This is a genomic window from Gemmatimonadaceae bacterium (assembly GCA_035633115.1).
Classification (GTDB): domain Bacteria; phylum Gemmatimonadota; class Gemmatimonadetes; order Gemmatimonadales; family Gemmatimonadaceae; genus UBA4720.
On sequence record DASQFN010000102.1, the window covers coordinates 219,030 to 241,672 of the forward strand.

General features: G+C 61.3%; 29 protein-coding genes. 7 read left to right on the top strand and 22 right to left on the bottom strand.

All coding sequences use genetic code 11. The annotated features are described in order from the left end of the window. Window positions 1–135: 135 nt before the first annotated feature. Window positions 136–741 (top strand): DUF937 domain-containing protein, encoded by a 606-nt coding sequence (locus VES88_12935; GenBank protein ID HYN82402.1) that lies wholly within the window; start codon window positions 136–138, stop codon window positions 739–741. A gap of 83 nt (window positions 742–824) precedes the next feature. Here VES88_12935 and VES88_12940 read toward each other — a convergent pair whose 3' ends face one another. From VES88_12940 to paaA, 10 genes are all read right to left on the bottom strand, one after another. Beyond that, on the bottom strand, window positions 825–1,574 hold the full coding sequence (locus VES88_12940) for a metallophosphoesterase family protein (protein ID HYN82403.1): 750 nt from the start codon (window positions 1,572–1,574) through the stop codon (window positions 825–827). Next, complete coding sequence (arsN2, locus tag VES88_12945; GenBank protein ID HYN82404.1) at window positions 1,574–2,056, bottom strand: arsenic resistance N-acetyltransferase ArsN2; 483 nt, start codon at window positions 2,054–2,056, stop codon at window positions 1,574–1,576. Before arsN2 ends, VES88_12940 begins: the two co-directional genes overlap by 1 nt. A gap of 10 nt (window positions 2,057–2,066) precedes the next feature. Next, entirely contained in the window at window positions 2,067–2,945 is an 879-nt protein-coding gene (locus tag VES88_12950) for an arsenite methyltransferase (GenBank protein HYN82405.1), read from the bottom strand. A 47-nt stretch (window positions 2,946–2,992) separates the two neighbouring features. Then, complete coding sequence (locus VES88_12955; protein HYN82406.1) at window positions 2,993–3,334, bottom strand: metalloregulator ArsR/SmtB family transcription factor; 342 nt, start codon at window positions 3,332–3,334, stop codon at window positions 2,993–2,995. Window positions 3,335–3,598: 264 nt separating this feature from the next. Next, window positions 3,599–4,234, bottom strand: a complete 636-nt coding sequence (locus VES88_12960; protein ID HYN82407.1) for a DUF1648 domain-containing protein — start codon at window positions 4,232–4,234, stop codon at window positions 3,599–3,601. Further along, window positions 4,227–5,714 (bottom strand): hypothetical protein, encoded by a 1,488-nt coding sequence (locus tag VES88_12965; GenBank protein ID HYN82408.1) that lies wholly within the window; start codon window positions 5,712–5,714, stop codon window positions 4,227–4,229. The genes VES88_12960 and VES88_12965 overlap by 8 nt, the downstream gene beginning before the upstream one ends. Window positions 5,715–5,788: 74 nt before the next feature. After that, window positions 5,789–6,313 carry a 1,2-phenylacetyl-CoA epoxidase subunit PaaD gene (paaD, locus tag VES88_12970; GenBank protein ID HYN82409.1) on the bottom strand — a complete coding sequence of 175 codons (525 nt, stop codon included), beginning with the start codon at window positions 6,311–6,313 and terminating at the stop codon, window positions 5,789–5,791. After that, entirely contained in the window at window positions 6,307–7,083 is a 777-nt protein-coding gene (paaC, locus tag VES88_12975) for a 1,2-phenylacetyl-CoA epoxidase subunit PaaC (GenBank protein ID HYN82410.1), read from the bottom strand. Before paaC ends, paaD begins: the two co-directional genes overlap by 7 nt. A gap of 26 nt (window positions 7,084–7,109) precedes the next feature. Continuing rightward, window positions 7,110–7,412 (bottom strand): 1,2-phenylacetyl-CoA epoxidase subunit PaaB, encoded by a 303-nt coding sequence (gene paaB, locus VES88_12980; protein ID HYN82411.1) that lies wholly within the window; start codon window positions 7,410–7,412, stop codon window positions 7,110–7,112. Between the two features lie 10 nt (window positions 7,413–7,422). Next, on the bottom strand, window positions 7,423–8,394 hold the full coding sequence (gene paaA / locus VES88_12985) for a 1,2-phenylacetyl-CoA epoxidase subunit PaaA (GenBank protein ID HYN82412.1): 972 nt from the start codon (window positions 8,392–8,394) through the stop codon (window positions 7,423–7,425). Between the two features lie 232 nt (window positions 8,395–8,626). On the opposite strand from paaA, the gene VES88_12990 reads away from it, so the two are divergent. Continuing rightward, window positions 8,627–9,373, top strand: coding sequence for an enoyl-CoA hydratase/isomerase family protein (locus VES88_12990; GenBank protein ID HYN82413.1), 747 nt, complete (start codon window positions 8,627–8,629; stop codon window positions 9,371–9,373). A gap of 62 nt (window positions 9,374–9,435) precedes the next feature. On the opposite strand, the gene VES88_12995 is transcribed toward VES88_12990, so the two are convergent. Genes VES88_12995 through VES88_13015 form a run of 5 tightly spaced genes read right to left on the bottom strand, consistent with a single transcriptional unit; the run spans window position 9,436 to window position 13,965 of the window. Next, a complete protein-coding gene (locus VES88_12995) occupies window positions 9,436–10,050 on the bottom strand; it encodes a photosynthetic reaction center cytochrome c subunit family protein (GenBank protein HYN82414.1) in 615 nt (204 codons plus the stop codon). Between the two features lie 12 nt (window positions 10,051–10,062). Then, window positions 10,063–10,572 carry a DinB family protein gene (locus VES88_13000; GenBank protein HYN82415.1) on the bottom strand — a complete coding sequence of 170 codons (510 nt, stop codon included), beginning with the start codon at window positions 10,570–10,572 and terminating at the stop codon, window positions 10,063–10,065. A gap of 21 nt (window positions 10,573–10,593) precedes the next feature. Continuing rightward, complete coding sequence (locus VES88_13005; protein ID HYN82416.1) at window positions 10,594–12,249, bottom strand: amidase; 1,656 nt, start codon at window positions 12,247–12,249, stop codon at window positions 10,594–10,596. Then, window positions 12,249–12,749 (bottom strand): peptide-methionine (S)-S-oxide reductase MsrA, encoded by a 501-nt coding sequence (gene msrA, locus VES88_13010; GenBank protein HYN82417.1) that lies wholly within the window; start codon window positions 12,747–12,749, stop codon window positions 12,249–12,251. The genes VES88_13005 and msrA overlap by 1 nt, the downstream gene beginning before the upstream one ends. Continuing rightward, window positions 12,736–13,965: an aromatic ring-hydroxylating dioxygenase subunit alpha gene (locus VES88_13015; GenBank protein ID HYN82418.1), complete on the bottom strand. Its 1,230-nt coding sequence runs from the start codon at window positions 13,963–13,965 to the stop codon at window positions 12,736–12,738. Before VES88_13015 ends, msrA begins: the two co-directional genes overlap by 14 nt. A gap of 11 nt (window positions 13,966–13,976) precedes the next feature. Here VES88_13015 and VES88_13020 point away from each other — a divergent pair, with 11 nt between their 5' ends. The 3 genes from VES88_13020 (at window position 13,977) to VES88_13030 (ending at window position 16,190) form a co-directional block, all read left to right on the top strand. Continuing rightward, window positions 13,977–14,267, top strand: a complete 291-nt coding sequence (locus tag VES88_13020) for a hypothetical protein (GenBank protein ID HYN82419.1) — start codon at window positions 13,977–13,979, stop codon at window positions 14,265–14,267. A 200-nt stretch (window positions 14,268–14,467) separates the two neighbouring features. Further along, window positions 14,468–15,127, top strand: coding sequence for an outer membrane beta-barrel protein (locus VES88_13025; protein ID HYN82420.1), 660 nt, complete (start codon window positions 14,468–14,470; stop codon window positions 15,125–15,127). A gap of 373 nt (window positions 15,128–15,500) precedes the next feature. Next, on the top strand, window positions 15,501–16,190 hold the full coding sequence (locus tag VES88_13030; GenBank protein HYN82421.1) for a lysozyme inhibitor LprI family protein: 690 nt from the start codon (window positions 15,501–15,503) through the stop codon (window positions 16,188–16,190). A 43-nt stretch (window positions 16,191–16,233) separates the two neighbouring features. On the opposite strand, the gene VES88_13035 is transcribed toward VES88_13030, so the two are convergent. From VES88_13035 to VES88_13060, 6 genes are all read right to left on the bottom strand, one after another. Next, window positions 16,234–16,704 (bottom strand): isoprenylcysteine carboxylmethyltransferase family protein, encoded by a 471-nt coding sequence (locus tag VES88_13035; GenBank protein HYN82422.1) that lies wholly within the window; start codon window positions 16,702–16,704, stop codon window positions 16,234–16,236. 3 nt (window positions 16,705–16,707) lie between these two features. Further along, a complete protein-coding gene (locus tag VES88_13040; protein HYN82423.1) occupies window positions 16,708–16,959 on the bottom strand; it encodes a DUF2007 domain-containing protein in 252 nt (83 codons plus the stop codon). A gap of 18 nt (window positions 16,960–16,977) precedes the next feature. Continuing rightward, complete coding sequence (locus tag VES88_13045) at window positions 16,978–17,595, bottom strand: hypothetical protein (GenBank protein HYN82424.1); 618 nt, start codon at window positions 17,593–17,595, stop codon at window positions 16,978–16,980. Between the two features lie 40 nt (window positions 17,596–17,635). Next, window positions 17,636–18,220 (bottom strand): phosphoglycerate mutase family protein, encoded by a 585-nt coding sequence (locus VES88_13050; GenBank protein HYN82425.1) that lies wholly within the window; start codon window positions 18,218–18,220, stop codon window positions 17,636–17,638. 81 nt (window positions 18,221–18,301) lie between these two features. Then, a complete protein-coding gene (gene fusA / locus VES88_13055) occupies window positions 18,302–20,404 on the bottom strand; it encodes an elongation factor G (GenBank protein ID HYN82426.1) in 2,103 nt (700 codons plus the stop codon). Window positions 20,405–20,549: 145 nt separating this feature from the next. Next, complete coding sequence (locus tag VES88_13060; protein HYN82427.1) at window positions 20,550–20,906, bottom strand: DUF2784 domain-containing protein; 357 nt, start codon at window positions 20,904–20,906, stop codon at window positions 20,550–20,552. A gap of 90 nt (window positions 20,907–20,996) precedes the next feature. Between VES88_13060 and VES88_13065 the strand changes: the two genes are divergently transcribed. Beyond that, entirely contained in the window at window positions 20,997–21,350 is a 354-nt protein-coding gene (locus VES88_13065; protein ID HYN82428.1) for a sulfite exporter TauE/SafE family protein, read from the top strand. Between the two features lie 10 nt (window positions 21,351–21,360). On the opposite strand, the gene VES88_13070 is transcribed toward VES88_13065, so the two are convergent. Next, the gene (locus tag VES88_13070) at window positions 21,361–21,804 is read right to left on the bottom strand and encodes a DUF1569 domain-containing protein (GenBank protein ID HYN82429.1); all 444 of its coding nucleotides are present in this window, start codon (window positions 21,802–21,804) and stop codon (window positions 21,361–21,363) included. A gap of 101 nt (window positions 21,805–21,905) precedes the next feature. Here VES88_13070 and VES88_13075 point away from each other — a divergent pair, with 101 nt between their 5' ends. Beyond that, window positions 21,906–22,598, top strand: coding sequence for a hypothetical protein (locus VES88_13075; protein ID HYN82430.1), 693 nt, complete (start codon window positions 21,906–21,908; stop codon window positions 22,596–22,598). Window positions 22,599–22,643: the final 45 nt, after the last annotated feature.

Here is a 22,643-nt window from a genome sequence, read left to right on the forward strand (position 1 = left end):
TCGTAGGTATGGACACAAGGTTTCGCGAAAGGGTTCTGTCCTTTGTCGCGCCAGGGGGCAGCGGCTGCAATGGCCTGAATCTCGCTTGTGTGAAGGGTGATCGACCTTCAGACATCCTTCACAGGGGCAACGGAAATGAGCGGCATTCTCGACACAGTACGGCAGCAGCTAACACCCGAAACCATTGGTCAGATAGGCCAGCAGCTTGGAATGGATGAGGCTACCACCCGTCAAGCCATCGCCGGCGCGCTGCCCGTTGTGCTCGGAGGAATGGCAGGGCGTGCCGATGACCCGGCAAATGCAGCAGCGATGGCAGCCGAGTCGGACAATTACGGCGCAGCGCTCGGTGGCCTGGGCGGCCTCATTCCCGGCAGTGATTCCTCGGGCAGCGGTTCCTCCGGCGGAGTGCTCGGCGGACTTGGAAGCATTCTTGGAGGGGGAGGCCTGGGCGGAATTCTCGGCAACGTGCTCGGCAGCAGCGATAAGGTCGTCGAGGACGGAGTCAGCCAGGCGAGCGGTCTCGATTCGCCGCGCGCCAAACAGCTGATGATGATCCTTGTGCCGCTGGTTCTCGCCGGGATCGCGCGACGCAAGAGCTCACAGGGACTCGACCCTGCGCAGGTCGGCCCGGAGCTGCGGAGCGATGCTCAGTCAGCGCAGGCGTATGCGGAACGAAAGGCGCCGCAAATGGGTGGATTGCTCGGCGCCATCATGGGTCAGGTGATGCAAAAGCCGAAGTGATCATGAACGCAAAGTGCCACTGACAAGGAAGCGACCACGAAGCGCACGAAGGGCATGAAGAACTACTTGGGTGAACAGCTCGCCTACGGCCTGTCTCCCGAGCGCAGGAACTCCGCGAAATCGTTGGGCAGCTCGCTCGTCTCGATCGCCCGTTTCGCTTTCTCGACGTCGTATTCGACCCTGAGGTGTTCGACGGTTACCGGTCCATCGCCCAGCTCGACGACCGTGTAGCCGGCGCGCCAATCGCCATCTTTTGGGCGGCCGACGGTGCCCGTGTTCACGAAATGGATGCCCTCGATCTCGCGGTGCCACGGCAAATGCGTATGTCCGAACGCGATCATGTCTCCGCTTTTCGCTCCGGCAATCGAAGCCATTTGCAGGCAGAACGCATCCGGCCTGTCTTCGGTCCAGTAGACCGTATTCAGGGTGGGTGTGCCGTGCACGAGGACTAGCATCGGTCCGGCGGCATGTCCGCCCTTGGGTTTCACGTCGAGACGGAAGGGGAGGGCACCGAGCGCCTGCTTCGTCTCGGCTGACGTGTGCGCCTTTGTCCAGGCAAAGCTGACGTGCGACAGCTCTTCCTGTCGCGGATCCTCGTATTTGCAGCCGCAATGCTTATAGTCGGTTGCGACAGTCGTATCGTAATTCCCGGATATGCCTTCGATTCCGCGGCTCCGAAGCAGCGCCACAGTCTCATCCGGCCACGGAGCGTAGCCCACCAGATCGCCGAGGTGGTACGTCGCGTCGATGCTCGGATCGCCATGAATTTGCTCGAGAACCGCCTCCAGCGCCGGCAGGTTGGCGTGTATGTCGGAGATGAGCGCGTATCGCATTACTGCTGTTGCACAGAGCCGGGCCTCATGCCAAGCGCGAGCTTCATCGCCGTCGCCGACGACGGGCACGCATCGGTGAACTCCGCTGTTGCCTGGACGGCGGGAGGCACGCCATCGCGTGTCGTCTCGTGAAAGCCAAAGGTCGGGAAGTACTTCTCGGCGGTCGTCGTCAGGAGATAAAGCGCGCGAAGACCAGCGGATTCGGCGTTGGCAATCACCCGCTCGACGAGCATGCGTCCGAGTCCACGGCCCCGCCATTCCGGAGCCACGGCTGCTGAGCGCAGTAGGCCGTAATCGCCGCACTCCTCGAGTCCGGCGACGCCGACGATCTTGCCCTCACGCTCCGCGACGACGAAGGAGCCGAGCGATTCGCTCACACCTACGAGCGGGAGGTCGCTTTGCGTCAGAAGGTCTTTAACCGCCGACAAATCGTTCGCTGTCGCGGGACGAACGTGAACATCCGCGATCGCGCTGTTCGTCATGGTTTCCTCATCAGGAGCAGCACTGCGATCCGCAGCAGGCCTTCTCTTCGAGGGGCTTCGTTGCACGGATGAACGCACTCATGAAGCGACCGTCGATGTCGGACGAGACCGTCGCTGGATCGAGGCCCGTCCCCGCGAGAAAGGTTTCTGCGTCATCGAGACGATAAACCCGGGTCGGCTCGATATCGATGCTGTTGAAACCTGCCGCATTCAGAAACCGGCGATACTCGTCTTCCTCGAGCGCTCCGGCAATGCAGCCGACCCACAGCTCCATATTTCGTTTTACCTCGGCCGGCACCTCTCCCCTGACTACGACGTCCGACACAGCAAATCGTCCGCCGGGCTTGAGGACACGAAATGCTTCCTCGATGACGCGTAGTTTGTCGGCTGAGAGATTGATAACGCAGTTGGAGATGATCACGTCCACCGAGTTGTCCGGAAGAGGGATGCTTTCGATCTCACCCCGCAGAAATTCCACATTGGTGGCTCCTGCTTTCTGCTTGTTCTCGTTGGCTAGATCGAGCATCTCGTCGGTCATGTCGAGTCCGTAGGCTTTGCCGGTCGGCCCCACGCGGCGCGCCGAGAGAAGCACGTCGATACCACCGCCCGACCCGAGGTCGAGCACGGTCTGGCCTTCCTCGAGCGCGGCGAGTGCCGTGGGATTGCCGCAACCGAGCGACGCGAGCAGTGCTTCGGCCGGGATTCCCGCCGTTTCGGCTTCGTCGTATAGGTCTGCGGTTATGGGATCCCAAACCTCGGTCGTCGAGCCGCAGCAAGCGCTCGAGCCGCAACAGGAGACGTCGGTCTTTCCTTCACTGGCCCGCAGTGCCGCTTGCCCGTACTTCTCCTTCACGCTGCTCTTCAGATCCTGCGCTTCAGTGGCACTCATTTGCTCCTCCGTGAATCAAAAAATATTGATGTTTCGAAGAAAAAAAATCACCGGCAACAATCGTCGCTGATCACAGACAGCCTGCGGTGGCCTTTCAGCGATTTGATGTATCCCGTCGCTTCGTCGAGCGCATCCTTGCTGAGTGAGTAGTAAACCCAGCGGCCATTGCGGCGGTCGACGACGAGTCCTGCGTCCTTCAGAACCTTGAGGTGAAACGACAAGCGCGACTGCGCGGCGTCGAGTGCGCCCATCAAGTCGCAGACGCACCGCTCGCCGTCGCGCAGCATCCCAACGATCTCCAGGCGAGTTTCGTCCGAAAGCGCGTGGAAGAGCCGCGAGGCGGAGTGAAGATCTGCGGGGCGGGGCTCAGAAGCGACAGCTGTTGCCATGGCTTGAAGATATCAACAAATCTTGATACGTCAAGCGGCCACTCTGGCATCTGAGTTCAAGGGTCAAACAGATTCGACGGATCGAGCGGATTGTTTCCGAGCTGGCGCCACGGGCACGCGAACCGCCAGTCAGCATCTCGACTTTTGTTGTTGTAACAACAAAAAAATCGTGGCCTTTTTGTGAGCATTAGCTGTACGCCAGTACGACTCAATCCGCTCAATCCGTCGAATCGGTTCAAACCCTTGAACTCAGATGCCAGAAGGCTACCCGTTAACCTCTTGCCGCCATGCGAAGTAGGAGTACCCAATGACGATTATCGCCATTGCCGCGATGGCGCCGGCCATGACGCGGTGAGTCCACAGCGGTACCAGCATCGCGGACGCTCCTATCAGCAGACCAGTCCCGATCATGACGACCCCACCGAACCGGTGTGTTCGTTCCCACACCCGATCGTTCGACAACGTCCACGGAGTTCGGATGCCGATGAACCAGTTGGCGTGCGCCTTCGGGAGCAACGCTCCGATACCGACGAGGAGCAGCCCGATTCCTACCGGCAGCAGTCGCATCACTGCAATCGGCCGCCCGAGCATCGTCGCGAGCAGCGAGACGTGCAGCGCCAGCATGAAGAGCAGAACGATGATGAGAATTCCTTCGTACGCACCGGCAAACTTCGGGTAATTCTCCCGGCGCGGGTCGATCAGCGGGAAGGCCCGGAACACCAGCAGCATCGCCGCCATCACGAGCGGAATGGTCCACGCGCCCCACAAGCGGCTCGACCAGTCGTCGACTTCGCCGCTCATGTTCCAATGTGTGGGCACTTGCTCCGGCAGGCGCGAATACACGGCTAGAGTCGCAAGGACCGCGACGATTACCAGCAGCGACGGAATCCATTTACGCATTGACCCTCCCGAGGCGAGACGCAGCCGCGACGGAAAAGAGGCCGAGAAGCAAGACAACGGGCGCGAGTAAGAACCATGGCGTTCCGAGAGCCGCTGCCTTCAGCCACCAAACGTCCGGCGCGATCTGATTGATGCTGTTCGGAAGCCTGAGAAGATACTGATCTTTTTCGCTCCTGACTGAAATGGCTGCTGTTGCGGTTGGGACTGTCTCTCCCCGTGACGCAGGCGGCGAAACATGCGCCATGACGCCCGGCACGTCTTTCACATTTTTGAGAAGCAGACTCCTGTGCCACCACCGACGCGGATACTCGACATCATAGTAGGCTCTCAGGTAGTAGTGACGACTGTATGGCGGAATGATGCCGATCATCTGGATTGCAATGGCAATAGGAATCAGCACTAACGCAGCACGGGCGACGGTCGAGTGCGAAAGACGGTTCCCCGAGGCTCTGGAGAGCATCGGGCTCAGCGGGAATATCAGAAATGGCAGAACAGGCGTGAGCAATCTTGGTCCGTACGACCATCCTCCCTTCCAGTAGGTATAGACGGAAAAGAAAGTCAGGCTCATGGCGACTACGGCGATGCATACGAATGATTCCAGCCGATACGCGCGGTGGAAGCGACCCCACGTCAGAGGTAAGAGAAGGATCAGGGGAGCGAACCACAAAAGGCCCACGTCCCCATCGGCAAGATTTCCCCAGAGGCCGTCGGCAAGCGGAGTCGAAAACACCGAGCCCAACGTCGGCAGCGCAATGTGGTAGCCCGTGTCGAGTGGACTCCCGAATCGAATCTGGTTGACCAGGCCAACGCCCCCGAGGCACACCAGCACCGGAAGGAGAAACCAGAGCGCCGAAGCCCGACCCGATTGCGGAGGTCGCGAGGCCAGCAGAGCATACCCGACGGCAACCGGAAGGTAGATCAGGCCGAATACCCGGGTTCCGACGGCAAGGCCGAACAACACGCCCGCGATGATTGAGCTGTTCCTGTTACGCCGGCTCAGGCCAGCGAAGGATCCGACAAGAAAAAACGTGAAAAGCGGCTCCGAGTAAAACTCCTTCGTGCTGTGAAACCAGAGGGGCGTGGCGAACGCGAGGAGAACTGCCGCGAGCAGCGACTGCCGCACCGTGCATCCCGCGTAGACAGCCCACAGGAACAGCGCGACGCATGCGAGTGCGCCGACAAGGGAATTCATGAACGACACGGACGCGCCGGTTGCCAGGTCCGCGTCGAAGCCGGTGATCTCACCCGCAGCTCGGCCGGCTGCGTAGAAAGGAAGCGCCGCAACCGACGGAATGACTCCGTAGCCGCTGTAGTAGCGGCCATCTGCGCCGGGCACGCATGCGATAGACCAGCTTCGCGCCTCGCAAGGTCCGACGTCGAGCGACCCTCGCTCGTACAGCGACCGCGTCACCGCGAACATGCTCTCCGCGTCGTAGTTCGCGAAGCGGCCCGCGGCCGTCAGGAGGTACACGCTCGCCACGAGAACGAAGAGCCACGCCGCCGGGCCGGTTACCCGTTGCCCGTCAACCGTTGCCCCGTGCCCCCGGTCAGAGCTCAGAAGTCTTTGAAGTAGTCGAACGGCTGATGACAGCTGTTGCAGTAATGAATTGCCTTGCAGGCCGTCGAGCCAAACTCGCTTTTCTCTTCTGTATTCGCCGAGCCACAATACGGGCACGGAATAGTCTTCCGCATGCGACGAAGCGTGACAAGGTCGTTCGCTCCTGCACCCTCGACCGACATTGGTGGCGCGATTCCGAATTCGCGCAGCTTCGTCTTCGTGCGCTCAGACAGCCAGTCAGTCGTCCACGGCGGCGAGAAAACGTACCGGACCTTGACGTTCGTGAACCCGTCGGCTTCGAGCGCCTGCACTATGTCCTGCTCGATGACCTGCATCGCTGGACACCCGGAGTACGTCGGTGTCACGTCGACCTGAACCGAGGCTCCATCGACAACTATGTCGCGCACGATTCCGAGCTCGACGATATTCACAACCGGCAGCTCCGGATCCTTGATCGAGCTGAGCAGGTCGAGCAGGGACTCACGCGCAGCCGCGGTTTTACGCGAGCTATCCGTTACCACGCGGCCCCCGGGTGAGAGCGCGCGACGATCTGCATCTCCGACAGCATGTGGCCGAGGTGTTCGGTATGACGGCCGCTCCGTCCTCCAGCCATCATGAAAGTGTCGGATGGAATCGAAAGAGTCGCTCGCTGAATCACGTCAGAGACCATGGCACGCCACTTCGTTTGAATTTCATCGAGGTCGGGAGCAACACCGGCAGCTCCCAATTGCTTGTCCACATCATCTCCCGCGAACATCTCGCCCGTAAAGCGCCAGAGCTCGTCCAGCGCCTTCTGAGCCCGGTTGTGGCTCTCCGTGGTGCCGTCGCCCAGTCGCTGCAGCCATTCGCTGCTGTGCCTGATATGGTACCGGACCTCCTTGTACCCCTTTGACGCGATGCCGGCGAGCTCCTTGTTCGCGCTCCTCTGCAATTGCTCCAGATGGTGGAGGCTGAAGACATCGAACAGGAACTGCCGCGCAATCGTGAATGCGAAGTCTCCCTTCGGCAGCTCGACGAGCTGCAGATTCCGGAACTCCACTCCTTCACGAAAGTATGCGAGGGAATCGGCGTCTCTCCCTTTGCCCTCGGTCTCGCCGGCGAGACCGAGGTAAAGTGTCGCCTGGCCAATCAGGTCGAGTGAGATGTTGGCGAGTGCGATGTCCTCCTCGAGGATTGGTCCGTGCCCGCACCATTCCGACAGGCGGTGGCCGAGCACCAGCCGGTCGTCGCCGAGCCGCAGCAGGTACTCGAACACATCGTCATTGCCGGCGCTCGAGGTTGTCTCGGTCATGATAGAAGGGCGGGACTGGCCGCCGCTCAAAAGCCCTTGATTCCGCGCGGAATCTTGTAGAACTGAGGGTGCCGGTAAACCTTGTCCGCGCCCGGCTCGAAGAACGGGCCGGCCTCGTCACTCGGCGATGCGGTGATGGCGACTGACGGAACCACCCAGAGGCTTACGATCGAGCCGCGGCGTGCATAGACGTCGCGGGCGTTCTGAAGTGCCAGCTCTGCGTCGGGCGCGTGAAGACTGCCTACATGCTCGTGCGGCGCTCCCTCACCTTCCTGCGCGAAGATCTCCCACAGCGGCCACTGCGTTTCTCCGTTATTGGCGTCCGCCATGGCTGCTCAGCTACGCGGCGCTCGAGGCCTGCGCGCGCTGATGCTTTGCCGCGTACGCCTCGGCGGCCTCGCGCACCCAGGCACCGTTCTCGTGCGCATCGCGCCGCGCCTGAAGCCGCTCGCGATTGCACGGGCCATTGCCCTTTACCACTGCCCAGAACTCGTCCCAGTCGATTGGCCCGAAATCCCAATGCTGTGTCTCGTCGTTGTACCTGAGAGCAGGATCGGGAAGAGTGAGACCAACCGCCTGCGCCTGCGGAACCGTGAGATCGACGAAGCGCTGACGAAGCTCGTCGTTCGTCTTTCGCTTCACCCGCCACCGAATCAGCTCGGCTGTGTTCGGCGAATCGGCGTCGCTCGGGCCGAACATCATGAGAGAAGGCCACCACCAGCGGTTCACCGCGTCCTGAGCCATTGCCTTCTGCGCCGGCGTGCCGCTCGCGAGCGTGGCGATGATCTCGTAGCCCTGCTTCTTGTGGAAGTTCTCCTCCTTGCAGATGCGGATCATCGCCCGGGCGTAAGGGCCGTACGACGCCTTGGCGAGGACCGTTTGATTCACGATCGCCGCGCCGTCGACGAACCACCCGATCGTGCCCATGTCAGCCCACGTCAGCGTCGGATAATTGAAGATGCTCGAGTACTTCGCCTTACCGCTGAGGAGCTGGTCGACGAGCTCGGCGCGGTCGACCCCAAGGGTTTCCGTGCCGCAATAGATGTAAAGCCCGTGCCCAGCCTCGTCCTGAACCTTGGCGATGAGGGACATCTTCCGCTTCAGCGACGGTGCCCGGGTGATCCAGTTTCCTTCGGGGAGCATGCCGACGATCTCCGAATGGGCGTGCTGCGACATCATCCTGACGAGCTGGTGCCGATAGCGCTCGGGCATCCAGTCTTTCGGCTCGATAGTCTCGCCGGCCGCGATTCGGGCCTCGAACCGCTCGTTCAGCGCTGTTTCGTCAGGACTTTTTTCAGCCTCTTGTTGCATCGGTTTCCCCGTTGCGGAACTGTTCCTGCATCTGTTCTAAACGTATCGGGGGGCTTCGGCAAAAGTTAGCCGCTCCCTCCGCAGCACGATAACATTTCCGATGCAATACCGAGTCCTGCGGGGACGTGTTCGTACCAGGGCCGCCGCGGACAGTACCCTTCACTTGCCACCACACGTGAACGCCAACAACGGTGCAGGACAATCACTTAGCACAGAAGATCCCGAACGGCTGATGGAAGCTGGCACCGTGACGTCCGAAACGGTGAACGGGGTGACGACGATCACGTTCTCTCATCCCAAGAGCAACTCGCTGCCGCGGCATCTGTTGTCCGATCTTGCCGACACGATCAGGGTTGCGGGAAGCGATCCGGCAACGACTCTGATTGTCCTGCGGAGCGAAGGAACGGGCGCATTCTGCGGCGGCGCTTCGTTCGCCGAGCTCCAGGGTATACGAGACGCAGACGGTGGGAAGCGATTCTTCATGGGGTTCGCGACACTGATCATCACCATGCTGCGCTGCCCGAAGCTCATCATCACACGGGTTCACGGCAAAGCGGTTGGAGGGGGCGTCGGAATCGTGGGTGCATCCGACTACGCTTTGGCGACGGACAGCGCGGCAATTCGACTGAGTGAGCTGGCAATCGGCCTCGGGCCTTTCATTGTCGGGCCGGCGATCGAGCGGAAGATCGGGATGGGCCCGTTCAGCGCAATGACGATCGATGCCGACTGGCGCGACGCGCGCTGGGCGGAACAGCACGGGCTCTACGCCGAAGTCCACCCCGACATTCCCTCACTCGATGCGTCCCTCGCCAAACGGGTGGCGACTCTGACGGCCAGCAACCCGGAGGCGATGGCTCAGCTGAAGGCAGTCTTCTGGCGCGGCACCGATGACTGGCCCGCGCTTCTCGAATCGCGCGCCGAAATGAGCGGCACGCTCGTGCTCTCCGAGTACACGAGGAAGGCGATCGGGCGCGAATGACCTAAGGCGTAGATGACGAGGAAGCGACCACGTCTTCGTGTCCTTCGTGGTCCCTTTCCAGGTCAACGCGGAGGGGAGGCAGCTGGGCGCGGAGGACCGCCGGCGCCAGCACCCGGACGCGCCTGTCCACGGTGACACGTTGAGCAGTTCACCGTCGGGTTCGTACTCTTGATATTCGGGATCTTCTTCAGCTCGGCGTTGATACCATTCACCATCGCGAACATGTCGCGGGCGATCTGCTTCGTGTTTTTGTCTTCCCGCTCGTACTCGCCTGTCACGTGACAGTGTGAGCAGCTCACACCGAGCGCCGGCGAGAAACCGCGGGCCATGATGTTCAGCACCCTGATCGCAGGCTGGCCCTTGAACAGCTTGATGTTCTTGTAGACCGACTCGGCCGGCTGATTCTCTCGCCCCGCAAGCCAGGCAACCTCCTCGTTGAAGAGGCGTGTGCGATCCTTCTCGATCGAATCGCGTCGCGCTGCCATCGCTGCGGCGACTCGTGCAGAATCGGCAGCAGTCATCGGCGGTGCGGCGGGAGCTCCGGGCGCCTGACCACTTTGCGTTTGAGGGGGCGTCACGACTGGCGCAGGCGCTGACGTATCAGCCGGCGGCTGCTGGCTGCAGGAACCAACGAGCAGTGCGATCGACAACACCCTCACTGACGACTCGACTTTCACTCGTCCTCCTTCTCAAAGGTGAGGTACGACGGTTCTTGCCCTGACTTCCTCTTCCGTAAGGCCGTACAGCGGCGGCGTATCGACGCCGAGGATTCCCAGCATCATGTAGATCTGGCCGCGATGGTGGGCTTCGTGCTCGACCATGGCGCGAAGCCACTTCCACGTCGTGATCGACGTCCCGGCCGGTGTGGTGCATTTCGCTTTCAGGTCGGCATTACTCAACGTCCTGAAGATTTCGACAGACTCCGCATGCCGGTCGTCGAGGTAATTGATGACTGCCTCGTATCCGTCCGCCAGATCGCGACGGCAACCCGGGTATTTGCTCGGCCGTCCCTTTACCGTCTCGGCGTACATCCAGCGCTCGATTGCGGCGAGATGTCGCACAAGGTCGCCGAGCGTGAACCTGCCGGGCTCGTGCGACCATTCGATCTCATCGGGCGGGATGCGCTGGACGACTCGTCGCGTTCTCTCGCGAACACTCTCCCAGTAATTGAGAAACGGACCGATCGAATTGATTTCCATCGAGCTCAGCCCTGTGCGCGCTCAGGTTACGCCGAGCGTCGGAAGGAATCTCGGGGGCCTGCGATGGTGTGTCGCCTGCTCGAAGGAGTAGGCGATCCGAATCAGCGTCGGCTCGCTCCACGCTCGTCCCATTATGGACATTCCAACCGGTAGCCCATGCGCAAAACCCACCGGAACATTGATGTTCGGATAGCCGGCAACGGCCGCGGGTGTCGAGCTCGCTCCACTGAAATGATCACCGTTTATCAGATCGGTGGGCCACGCCGGAGTACCGGTGGGTGCGACAATCGCATCGAGACGGTGCTTCTTCATCACCGCATCGATTCCCTGGCTGCGCGAGTTGCGGTGATTCTTCGCCAGCGCATCGCGGTACTTCTTCTCGGTCAACGGACCTTTCTTCTCCGCCATCAGAAAGATTTCCTGGCCGAAATACGGCATCTCACGGTCGCGGTTGCGCTCGTTGAAGTCGATCAGGTCCTTCAGCGTGCGCGCGCGAATGTTCGGCCTGAGACCGGCGAGATACTTGTTGAGATCTGCCTTGAACTCATAGAGCAGCACTTCGAACTCGGTGTCGTCGTAGGTGCCGGCATTCGGAATGTCCGCAGGGTCGATGATCACCGCGCCGCGGCTTTTCATCACGGCGATTGCCTCGTTCACGAGTCGATCCGCCGACTCGCTGTACCCGAAGAACCTCTTTCGGGCGACACCAATTCGTGCTCCACGCAATCCATTTGCGTCGAGTGAGCGCGTGTAGTCGATCCTCGTGCGCCCGCGACTGGCGAGCGTCGCGGAATCCGTGGGATCGACGCCCGCCATCACCGTGAGGAGAAGTGCAGCATCGGCGACGGTGCGAGTCATCGGCCCCGCCGTGTCCTGGCTGTGCGCAATCGGTATGATTCCCGATCTGCTCAACAATCCGAGCGTCGGCTTGATACCTACGATTCCGTTGATTGACGCCGGGCAGACGATGGAGCCGTCGGTCTCGCTTCCGACCGCGGCCGCCGCGTAGTTCGCGGAGATTGCACCGCCGGAGCCGGACGAGGAGCCGCACGGATTCCGGTCGAGCACGTAGGGATTTTTCCCCTGGCCTCCGCGTCCGCTCCAGCCGCTGGAGGAATGCGTCGACCGGAAGTTCGCCCATTCGCTGAGATTGGTCTTGCCGAGCAGAATGGCGCCAGCGTCGCGGAGCTTCCGGGCGATGAAAGCGTCGCCTGGAGCAATCGACCCTTCGAGTGCCAGCGAGCCCGCCGTCGTAGTCATGCGGTCGCCGGTGTCGATGTTGTCCTTCAGAAGGATTGGGATGCCGTGCAGCGGTCCTCGAACCCTTCGTTCAGCACGCTCCCGGTCGAGCGACGCGGCGATCGAGAGCGCGTCGGGATTGATGTCGAGCATGTGGTGCAGCGCCGGCCCGCGGTGATCGAGCGATTCTATGCGCTCCAGGTATTGTTGCGTGATGGAGCGCGCCGTTCGCTTGCCCGTCACCATGTCGCGCTGTAGACCGAGGATCGTCGCTTCCTCGAGGTCGAAGACGGCGTTCTCCAGGCCGCCTTTGAGACTTCCCAATTCTGATTCGCTCGGCAGCGCGTGGAGACCATTGAAACCGAGCGCCGGCAAGCCGCCGCCGAGGAGTGCGGCGCCGCCGAGGGCGCTGTGCCGGACGAAATCCCGCCTGCGCATCAGCCGATGTGACAGCTGGCGAGCCCGCGCTTCTCGAGATACTGCTGGTGGTAGTCCTCCGCTTCGTAAAAGGTCGAAGCCGGCGTGATCTCGCTGACAATTGGCCGCCGGTGCGTGCCGCTTCGGTCACGCTCGTTCTTCGACGCTTCGGCCGCGGCTCTCTGCTCCTCGTCGTGATAGAAGATTGCCGATCTGTACTGCTCTCCGACGTCGGGGCCCTGCCGATTGAGTGTCGTAGGGTCGTGATTCTCCCAGAAAACCGTCAGCAGATCGTCGTAGGTCAGTCGCGACGGATCATACTTGACCTCGACAACCTCGGCGTGGCCCGTGCGGCCGCTGCAGACGTCGCGATAAGTGGGATTCTCCAACGTTCCGCCGAGGTACCCGACTCTCGTCGAGAGCACACCGGGGATCTGTCTGTACGCGGCTTCCACTCCCCAGAAGCAGCCGGCACCGAACGTCGCAAGCTTCTCGGTCTCCAGCGTCTCATTCTTCTCCATTCTTTCTCCCTTGATTCATGTAGTGCGCGAGCAGATGGTGAAAGTGGTGGGTTCCGACTTCGCGCCGCGGAGAAAATCGCCCACGATTGTAAAGCCGCGAGCTCACTCCACGCTGCACGGACTCGACCACTTCTTCGTCTTCCATCTCGACTTTGTGCAAGTCGCCGCCCACGCCTTTTTCCCTGAGCGATTCCTTCCATATATACGGTATGAACGACACACGGGATCTGCCGGCGCCGAGCGGATTCACGACGTTCAGTGAGAGGCCCCACGGATAGAAATTCAGCATCACGTTCGGGAACAGCCAGAAATAGAACGCTGCGACACGTTTTCCGTGGTCGGGGTGACCGGCGGGCAGATCGAATACCACTTCACCCTGCTTGGCGATTCCCATCTGGAGACTGCCGGCTGGAAAAACCTCCGTGTAGTACGAGCTGTAATCGAGCTGCTCCGACAGTCCCTGATGCACATACGGGATGTGGAATTCCTCGAGATAGTTGTCGCAGTAGAGCGCCCAGTTGGCGTTGATCAGATACTCGCGGGATCCGTTTGGGTCCCGGCGGAACTGATCCAGCGGCATCCAGCCGACTCTTGCTTCGACCGGTGCGATCCATTCGTCGAATGAAATTGCCGGATCGAGACCCGTGAACAACAAAGGTCCCCATTTGCGGAGCGGCAGTCGTGGCAGGTCGTCCGTCGCGCTTGGAAAGCCCTCGGCACCATCGAACTCCGGCATCGACACGAACGAGCCGTCCATTGCGAAGCGCCGCCCGTGATAGCGGCAGCGGATGGTCTTTAGGTGGCCCTCGCCTTCGATGACCAGCGCGCCACGATGGGTGCACACATTCGAGAGACAACGAAGCTCGGCTGCTTCGTCCGAGACGAGAACGAGCGGCTCGTCCAGGCATCCCGCGAGGAGCGTGAACGGAAGCACGTGGCCCGGAGCTTTGACGCGCGCGGCGTCGCCGGCCCACTGCCAGCTTCGCGCAAACACTGACTCCTTCTGAAGCTCGTAGTAGGCCGGCTGGGAATACACTGCCGCGGGCAACGTCGAAGCGCGGGCAATGTTCGCGTCGATCTCTACTTGCGGGGTTTCGCTGCGGCGCGCTTCGGTACGAGCGGTTGCCTGTTCGGTCTCTGTATGCTTGCCGGCCATGAATGAGATTACGAAGTTTCCGCGAAACTTCCAGCCGCCGAAGCCAGTAGGGATTCTCAAAGGAGGGGTCCATGTTCGGTATGATTTCGCTTCTCATCGCGCTCGTAGCGGTGGTGCTTGGTTACAGTGGCGCGCGGAAGTTCGTCCGCGATCGCCTGCGTTACGTCGATGGTGCGCAGAAAGGCACAGCGCCGATTGTCGCCGGGATCGTCACGTTTCTCATCGCTCTCCCTGTTGTCTGGCTGCTCCCGCTCGTGGGGATAGGCACTGCGATAGCATTTGCGTTGAGCGTTGCCACAGGAGTCGCGGTGGGCGCGCGAGACATCAAGAGCGGCAACTACACGTCACTCCCGCGCGTCTAGCGTCCCACGACAATGACAGACTGGACACTCTAGTGTCCAATTCCCGTGACAACACGCGTCAGCGGACGTCTGGACTCAATCGTCTCAACCGTCCACGCTGCAATCGCTTAGAGTCTTTCGCACAAATCAAAAACCGTTCGGCACCGTAACTGCCCTCCTGGCCCCCGGATAGCATCAACTTTCGGTGACCGGGAGGTCTTGTGTTCAAAAAAATCGTCATTTCCGCCGTGGCACTCGCGGTAGCGTTTTCCATCGTCGCACCGTCCGCGTCCGCGCAGCGCAGCCGAACGAAGCGGCCGCAGCAGAGTGGCGCATCACTCGCCATCTCGCCGTACGCCGGCTACATGACATTCGGCGAGCTGATCGATGGTCCGCTAAATACCACTCTCAAGAGCAAAGCCGCGCCGATCTACGGCGTGCAGCTCAACCTGCCGCTTGGCAACACGATTTCAGTGTTCGGCAACGTCGGCTATACCGAGCCCGACTTGAGCGTAGGCTTGCCGCTACTCGGCAGCATCACGTTCGGGAAGAGCGCCGTGTGGCTGTACGACGCGGGGCTTCAGCTCAGCGCGCCGGGTTACGGTACGGGCGATCGCGGAATCTTCCCATTCATCCAGGTCGGCGCCGGTGCGATGAAGTACGACGTCGACGTCTCGGGATTCGGGCGGAGCGCAACGAACACCGCGTTCAACGCGGGGCTCGGCGTTGATATCCCGCTCGCGCAGAACATTGGCTTGCGCTTCGTCGCCAAGGACTACATCGGCAAGTTCGACTTCCAGGAGGCGACGCAGGTCGATATCGTCGACGCGAAGACCTCGCACAACGTCGCGCTCAGCGCAGGACTCAAGCTCGGCTTCTGAGAACTAATGTGACGGATTGGATCGGATCAGAGACGGATACTTCGTGGTCTGGAGTTCCTCTTCCTGAATGTCTCTGATCAGTTCCAATCCGTCGCATCCGTTTCAACGCGTTGAATTGCAGGGGGAATCTGGCGCCGGATCAGGACCGGGCCGGAGCGCTCGCGCACGATCGCACAGCTTCCGATAGAATTCGGGGGTAATAGCGCGTAGCATGGCGATTGAATATGGACGCGCGCACTTTGGCAACCCACGCGCCACTGAATACTGCATCCCCCTGCCTCGAACGACGGTCATGAAAAATTCTTCTGCTTACCGAATTATCTGGCTCGCCGCCGCGTCACTTCTCTCCGCAGCATGCGAGAGGGAAGAGCCGGTGAGAACGCGAGACGATATCGCGGCCGACTCTGCTCTGGCTGCAGACCTCGCGCTGGCAAATCGCGACACATTGCTGATCGACTCGATCGGGCGATTCGAGCCGCCCGGTGGCCTGGGGTCGGACACATCCCTGGCAGCCATCGATACCGTTGTCGCGCCGGGCGCACGGCCCCCGGAAATTGCAGCCCGGCCGACAGCTGTGCGGCCTGCACCGGTGCCTGCACCAGTGCCTGCACCAGCGAGATCGCGACCCGCTGCACCTCCGGCCGCGCCTCCTGCAGCCCCGACGGCGCGGCCATCGCCTCCGAGAGCAGTCGCGAAATCATCGCCGGCCCGACGGACAACAGGCGATCCCTGCAGCTCTCCGGGATTAGCCAATCAAACCCGGTGCGTGCACTCGAGGCTGGCCGAGACCGACAGGCGATTGAATGGTGTTTACCGCGCACTGATTACCGAGATGCGACGTCAGGAAGGCGTGCGGCCCGGCCAGAAGGATCCGCCGTCGGTGGAGCGGCTGCGCGCAGCGCAAAGGAGCTGGCTCGTCTATCGCGACACGGAATGCAGACGTCGCGGTCGCGGGAGCGAAGGTGAGCTGTGGGCGCGACCGCGTGTGGCGTGTCTCGGAGAATTCTCCGTGCGCCGCGCGAACGAGCTCGCCGACAATTTCAGCCGTCTCACCGCGCGGTGAGCAGAGGAACGAGAGCGGCCAAGAAAGGCGGTTGTCAGATCCGCTAGATCCAGCGACGCACGCTCACTTTGTAACTGTTGTATTCGTCGCCGAACTTCTGCTCGAGATAACGCTCCTCGCGCAGAACAACACCGCGGTGCATAACCAGCAGCACGAGCGGTAACAGCAGCAGAGGCCACGCGGAGTTCATCATGAGCGCGACTCCGATGTAGCCGAGAGTCAGCGCGAGGTACACAGGATTCCGAGTGATCCGAAAGGGTCCGCTCCGGATGATTGCCGTCGTCGGCCTGTACGGCATCACAGCCGTGTGCTTTCGCAGAAACTGAACGAATGCGGAAACGCCCAGCACAACTCCAACGGCAATGAGCGCAACACCGATCCACCACGCGTATTCCGGCGGCATGACTGGAAATGGATCCCTTCTGTCCATGTACAATCCAGCCGCCAGCGGCAACCCATAGATCAACGGCGGCGGGGCGACTACTCCCGGATTGTCAGCGTAGCCGTTGGACACTCCTCAATCCTGCGAAGTCTCATCAGGAGTCTTTCCATCGAGGAGCGAGACGGCAATCTCCACGTCGGCGCGTCTCACCATCAGCCTAATGGGGTGAAGCGAATGAAGCCACGGCATCATCCCGCCGGCATCGTCGGAGATGCGCGTGGAGGGAATGCCGTTCGCCTCGAGCACCGCTTCGGCGAGGCTGGCGTCCACGTCGTTGGAGAAGCTACGAATAACGTACAGGCCGTCGTCGTCGTCCTCGTCTGCCATCGGGCCTTCCTGTCGCTTCTACGGTGTCACACGCGCCGTGTTCTGCGGCGCGATCATGATGTGCGCCCAGGGCTTCCCCGGATACATGATCCACGGGCCGCCCGCGAGCGGGTTCGCTGTGAGGCCCGTCGACTCCGGTGTCGCATAGGGTGTGTAGACAACGTAGAGATACGAGGCGCCGTTCACCACGCCAGTCGCTGCGTCAACGCTGTCACGCGGCGCGAAGTACTGGTACAGAGCCGCGGGCCGCGTCGGCATCCTGTAGCGGCCCCGCTTCACGTCGGCGAGACGGACGCTGTCTATCGCTTCACGCGAAAGCTTGCGCGCCGTCAGCTCGCGACCACGCGCCATGAACGGGTCGAGCGATTTGTGGTAGCACGAAACATGGAACCGCTCCTGCCTCGGATCGTCGGCGAGGCAGATCATGTCGTTCGGTCCTCTCCGCAGCGTTACCAGCTTCCCGTCCGCACGGTATCCGAGCACTGTGGCATTGGCGCGCAGCGGCGCTGGCAGCGGACTCACTGCGGCCGCAAGCTGCCGGTCGACCGGAGCATAATTCACCGACTGACCATCAGCCTGCATCGACACAAAAGCCGTTCCGAGAATTGCGATGAATGTCGCGCTCTGCCTGATCAAATGGTGCTCCAGATGAAAGTGAAGATGGCTTCCCTGCGATCTACAGCGAGCTGCACCCGGCTCCCAGAGGCGGGTCTGCCTTGCCGTAGGTCTGCCTGACCATCTGCGACGATCCGGAGGGCGGCAAATACACGATGAATAAATTCGAGTACTGGCTTTCACAGATGTCTGGCAGCTTCGGACCGCCCAGTGCCTGGATGAGGGGTGGGATGGTTTTGCTGTGCCCCACGACGAGCACCTTCTTTCCGCGATGTCGAAGAACGGCCGCCAACGTGCTGTCCGTATCGCCCACCCTTCCAGCGTGCACGATTTCCGGGGTCACGCCGAGTGTTGTTGCGAGCGGCTCCGCAGTTTCCTGAGTGCGCCTGAACTGCGTCGTCAATATTGCCGCCACGCCCGCGGCGCCAAGCCTGCTCGCCAGCGCCTTCGCCCGCGCCTGCCCCTCCTCCGAAATCGACGGGTCTACCTCTCTGAGGTTCGCCTTCTCCGCGTGCCGCACCAGATACACCGTCGTCGAGCCTGGTTCGGGAGTCGGCTCTGGTACCACTGGAGCAGGAGCGCAGCCGGTGATGAGTGAGAATGCGGCGAACAACAGCTTTACGTGCATCTTTTTTGTCGATGTCATGAAGGTTGAATACGGGTTGGTGTCGGCCACTCGCGAGCTGAGCAGACACGGTATGTGGCGATTACGCCGGAGAAATGTCGCTCACCCAGCTGCTTGCGTGGAGCCCTTGCTCTCGTTGATCACTCGTTGCGCAGCTTCGCCCGGCATCTGCTCGTAACCCTTGAATCTCTGGACGAACGATCCGTGTCCGTGGGTCTTCGAATATAGATCGGTGGCGTAAAGATGGAGCTCGGCCTGAGGTACTACCGCTTTCACACGCGAGAGGCCTCCTGGAAGCGAATCTGTGCCGAGTATGTGTCCGCGCCGCGACGAAAGATCGCCAAGGACATCGCCGAGATACAGATCGGGTGTCGTGACCTCGAGCTCATCGAGCGGCTCGAGAAGCACCGGCTTGCATTTCGCCGCGACGGCGTTGAACGCCTGAATGCCCGCCATCTTGAAAGCCTGCTCGGATGAATCCACGGAGTGGTACGATCCGTCATACACCTCCACCTGGAAATCCACCATCGGATAACCGGCGAGAATGCCGTGGGCCGAGGCCTCCTGAATTCCCTTGTCCACCGCGGGGATGAATTTGGAGGGAATCGATCCGCCGACGATCGCGTTCACGAACTGGTACCCCGCGCCACGCCGCGTCGGAGCCATTCGCACCCAGCAATCTCCGAACTGGCCGCGTCCGCCGCTCTGTTTCCTGTGGCGTCCCTGGCCCTGACCCTTGCCGACGATTGTCTCCCGGTAAGCGATCTCGGGCTTCTTGAGCTCCGACTGAACGCCGTACTGGCGCTTGAGCCGAGCCATGACGACATCGAGGTGTCGCTCGCCGAGTCCGGAGACGATCGTCTCGTGCGTCTCGGGATTGTAGTGCGTCTGGAAGCTCACGTCCTCGTCGTGCAGGCGATGCAATCCCTGCTGAAGCTTCTCCTCGTCACCCCGCGCCGTCGCGTGGACGGCGTAAACCACCCTCGGCTCGGGGAACTCGATTGCCGGGAGGCGCACCGGATGCTCGCGCGTGGACAGGGTGTCGTTGGTATGCGTGTTCTTGAGCTTGGCGACGCAGCCGATGTCGCCCGGATGAAGGAACGGCACATCGACGCGCTCCTTTCCCTGCGGGATGGCGATGTGAGCCATCTTCTCGCCCACGCCTCGCGTCGCGTTGTAGACCTCCTGGCCGTTGTGCAGCGTCCCGGAGAACGTGCGGAAATACGAAACGTCCCCAACGTGCGGCTCGGCGTGCGTCTTGAAAACGAGCGCACTGAATGGGGCATTGTCGACCGCGTGGATCTCGACTGTGTGATCGCCTTCGGACCCGACGAAGGCGTGCAGCTCTTCCATTTCGTACGCGGTCGGCATGAGCTCGACGATCTTCGTGAGCAGTGCCTGCGTTCCGTAGGTGAGCTCGGATGAGCAGCAGAAGAGCGGGAACACCTCCTGTCGCTTCATCGCTTCCTTCATCGCCGTCAGCGCGTCAGCGCGCTCGATCTCCTCACCGCCCAGGTAGCGCTCGAGCAGAACGTCATCGGTCGCGGCGATGGTCTCGATTAGCTGCTCATAGTACTTGTCGAACTGTGCTTTGTTCTCGTCTGGAACGTCGACCTCGTCGTACTCGCCGACCTTCGTTCCTTTCCTGAAGAGATGGGCCTTTTTGTCGAAGAGATTCAGAATGCCGTGGAATTCCGGGCCTTCGCCGATCGGCACCTCGACTGGAATGACACGAGTCGTGAGTGTCGACTTGATCCCCTCGTAGACGGAATCGAACGAGGCGTGCTCCTTGTCGATCATCGATGCGACGAAGAGAATCGGGTCGCGCCTCGCCAGGGCTTCGTTGAACATGCGGGTGGTGCCGACTTCGACGCCCGCTGTGGCGCTGATGACGACGAGCGCGCCGTCGGCAGCGGTCAGGCCCGCAATCGCGTCACCCTGAAAATCGGAGTAGCCCGGCGTGTCGAGGAAATTGATCTTCGAGTCCATCCATTCGGCGTGGGCGCACGCCAGACTGATTGAAAAACCGCGCTCCGTTTCTTCTTTAGTGAAGTCGGTCAGCGCGGTTCCGTCACGAACAGACCCGTGACGCTTTGAGGTTCCGGACACGAATGCGAGGGCGTCTACCAGAGTGGTCTTGCCGCACGCGCCGTGTCCGACGACGGCAATGTTGCGAATGTCTTCGCTTTTATACTCGTGCATCATTCAGGGCTCTGCTCGGCGAGGGGGGTGGGGTGGGGTGGGGTGGGGTGGGGATTTTGTGCTGAGCCACGCCGCTTCTTGCCAATGTGGAGATCGCGGCGGGGTCGCCTCTGAAAAGTGAGCGAGGAGACAGCAGGGTGGCAAGGGCTCAGTCCGCCAGAAACGCTGCCGAGTACACCGCGGCGTTGAGTGCGACGACCACGAAGGCTGCAATTGCGTGATTTCTCCGCGAAACTTCGGGGGCAAAACGGGTTCGAAGGATATGGTGCTGGAGAAAACCCTCCGGATACGGCTCGACCCCGGCTTTTCGCCATGAAGCCTTCTCCCACGGAGTGAGAGGACACCCCAGGTCGAACGCGAGGGTCGCGAACGCCCAGGCGACGGCCGCGAGGTGGAGATAGATCATTCCCGGCCAACGCAGGACGAGGAGGCTCCCAAACAGCACGAAGGCCACGTACGCGACGTGTGCCGTGAGGATGACCCTTGCGACGAATCGGTGGATCATCCGTTATCGCGGTCGCGCCGGCAGCCGCGCGCTCTGGTATTCAACGCGGATTGGACCGAAGATTGGTCAATTCCACCGGAGCATAAGGTCGTGATCTTCGTCTTCATAGCCATCGGGTTCGCCGCCGGAATTCTCGCCGGTTTGTTCGGGGTGGGCGGGGGCCTGATCATCGTCCCCGCGCTGGTGCTGCTGGCTCATTTTACTCCGATTACCGCGATCGGAACTTCGCTCGCCGCGCTGCTCCTGCCCGTCGGAGCGCTGGGAGTATGGGAATACTACAGGAGGGGACACCTCAACATTCCGGCGGCTCTCTTTATCGCGGTTGGAATCCTCTTCGGCGCATTCCTCGGCGCCAAGCTGGCGCACCAGATGAGTCCCCTTCAGCTCAAGCGCGCGTTCGCCGTGTTCCTCGTCGTCGTTGCCGGCAGGATGTGGTTCTCATAATCGTCGAGAACTAGGCGCCAAACTGCTTCAGGTGGTGATCGATGTGCTTGTAGCCGAGTCTTCCCCATGCGCGGCGCGATAGAGTTCCGAACGCGGGGTGGCGCGGAAGCTCCGCGCCGGGCGGAAGGCTCGCGAACGCATCCATCATCTCCTTCAAGCTCTTGCACTCGGCGTCCCAGTCTTCGCATTCCCTGCCGAGAATCTCGGGTGCGGTGGGCGCACCCTTCGGGAATGGCGGACCGTAGATGATCAGCTGCTTGAGGGGAGTGAACCGCAGCGGGAGCTTCTTGTCTTCGGCCTTGAGCTTTCCGGTGGCCATCTTCATCGCGTCGACGAGGTGAGCGATCATCTGGCTCGCGCTCATCTTTCCCCACCGTCGGGGTGCGTCGGGTTTGAGGCGGTCGAGTCGCTGCGCCAGCTCGGCACGCGCGTTGGAATCCCAAAGAGTTTTCACTGCTCACTCCCCTTTTTTCTGGGAAAATACTAGTCCTCGAGAGCGACAGCGAGGCTTCTTGCTTTCGGGTTTTGTTCGGGTTAAAATCAGGGTAAGGCTATATGTCTGCCCTCCCTCTTCTCCGGTCGCTGCTCGAGCAGCGTTTTCCCGATGCGACTCCGGTCACTCATCGGACGGCGGAGCCGGTCACGACAGGGGTCCAGCCACTCGATGCAATTCTTCCAGGAGGCGGACTGCCGCGAGGTCGTCTCTCGGTGTGGCTTCCGAGAGGAGGAGCGACGGCGGTTTTGCGCGCGGCGTGTCACACTACCGTCGCCAACGGTGAGCGAGCGGCCTGGATCGACGCGCTCGGCACTATTGCCGGTGAATTCTGGGAGGAAGGGCCAGTGCTCGTTCGTCCCTCGAGTCGCATCAATTCACTTCGATGTGCGGAGGAATTGCTGCGCTGCGGGGGGTTCTCGCTATTGGTGCTGGCTGGCGCTGAGCCGGTGGGGACGGAGATGGTGCGCCTGTCGCGCTCGGCCCGTGAAGGTGGGAGTGCGTTCGTCGCGCTCACGTCGCACACTTCGATGGCGAGTCTTCGTCTGACGTCTCGGATACTTCCAGAGAGCTACCGTTGGCGAAGAAGTCCATTCGGCGATCCTGCAGAAGCGCGCTCGGCGATGATTCGCGTGCGGGCGTACTCACTGGGATGGAATCGTCAGACAGAGTTTTCGATTCCGATCGAGGCGCATGATCAGAGGATGTCCCTCGAAGCCGGCCCTATAGATCGGCGTGGTGTCAGGGTGAAGTGAGAGAACGCGGAGAAGGGAATTTGAACCGCAGAGAACGCGCCGCGA

Bases quoted from the DNA above. Each gene is read 5' to 3' on its own strand.
- VES88_12935 (HYN82402.1), top strand. From the start codon at position 136: ATGAGCGGCATTCTCGACACAGTACGGCAGCAGCTAACACCCGAAACC.
- VES88_12940 (HYN82403.1), bottom strand. From the start codon at position 1,574: ATGCGATACGCGCTCATCTCCGACATACACGCCAACCTGCCGGCGCTG.
- arsN2 (HYN82404.1), bottom strand. From the start codon at position 2,056: ATGACGAACAGCGCGATCGCGGATGTTCACGTTCGTCCCGCGACAGCG.
- VES88_12950 (HYN82405.1), bottom strand. From the start codon at position 2,945: ATGAGTGCCACTGAAGCGCAGGATCTGAAGAGCAGCGTGAAGGAGAAG.
- VES88_12955 (HYN82406.1), bottom strand. From the start codon at position 3,334: ATGGCAACAGCTGTCGCTTCTGAGCCCCGCCCCGCAGATCTTCACTCC.
- VES88_12960 (HYN82407.1), bottom strand. From the start codon at position 4,234: ATGCGTAAATGGATTCCGTCGCTGCTGGTAATCGTCGCGGTCCTTGCG.
- paaC (HYN82410.1), bottom strand. From the start codon at position 7,083: ATGACCGAGACAACCTCGAGCGCCGGCAATGACGATGTGTTCGAGTAC.
- paaB (HYN82411.1), bottom strand. From the start codon at position 7,412: ATGGCGGACGCCAATAACGGAGAAACGCAGTGGCCGCTGTGGGAGATC.
- paaA (HYN82412.1), bottom strand. From the start codon at position 8,394: ATGCAACAAGAGGCTGAAAAAAGTCCTGACGAAACAGCGCTGAACGAG.
- VES88_12990 (HYN82413.1), top strand. From the start codon at position 8,627: ATGGAAGCTGGCACCGTGACGTCCGAAACGGTGAACGGGGTGACGACG.
- VES88_13000 (HYN82415.1), bottom strand. From the start codon at position 10,572: ATGGAAATCAATTCGATCGGTCCGTTTCTCAATTACTGGGAGAGTGTT.
- VES88_13005 (HYN82416.1), bottom strand. From the start codon at position 12,249: ATGCGCAGGCGGGATTTCGTCCGGCACAGCGCCCTCGGCGGCGCCGCA.
- msrA (HYN82417.1), bottom strand. From the start codon at position 12,749: ATGGAGAAGAATGAGACGCTGGAGACCGAGAAGCTTGCGACGTTCGGT.
- VES88_13020 (HYN82419.1), top strand. From the start codon at position 13,977: ATGTTCGGTATGATTTCGCTTCTCATCGCGCTCGTAGCGGTGGTGCTT.
- VES88_13040 (HYN82423.1), bottom strand. From the start codon at position 16,959: ATGGCAGACGAGGACGACGACGACGGCCTGTACGTTATTCGTAGCTTC.
- VES88_13050 (HYN82425.1), bottom strand. From the start codon at position 18,220: ATGACATCGACAAAAAAGATGCACGTAAAGCTGTTGTTCGCCGCATTC.
- fusA (HYN82426.1), bottom strand. From the start codon at position 20,404: ATGATGCACGAGTATAAAAGCGAAGACATTCGCAACATTGCCGTCGTC.
- VES88_13060 (HYN82427.1), bottom strand. From the start codon at position 20,906: ATGATCCACCGATTCGTCGCAAGGGTCATCCTCACGGCACACGTCGCG.
- VES88_13075 (HYN82430.1), top strand. From the start codon at position 21,906: ATGTCTGCCCTCCCTCTTCTCCGGTCGCTGCTCGAGCAGCGTTTTCCC.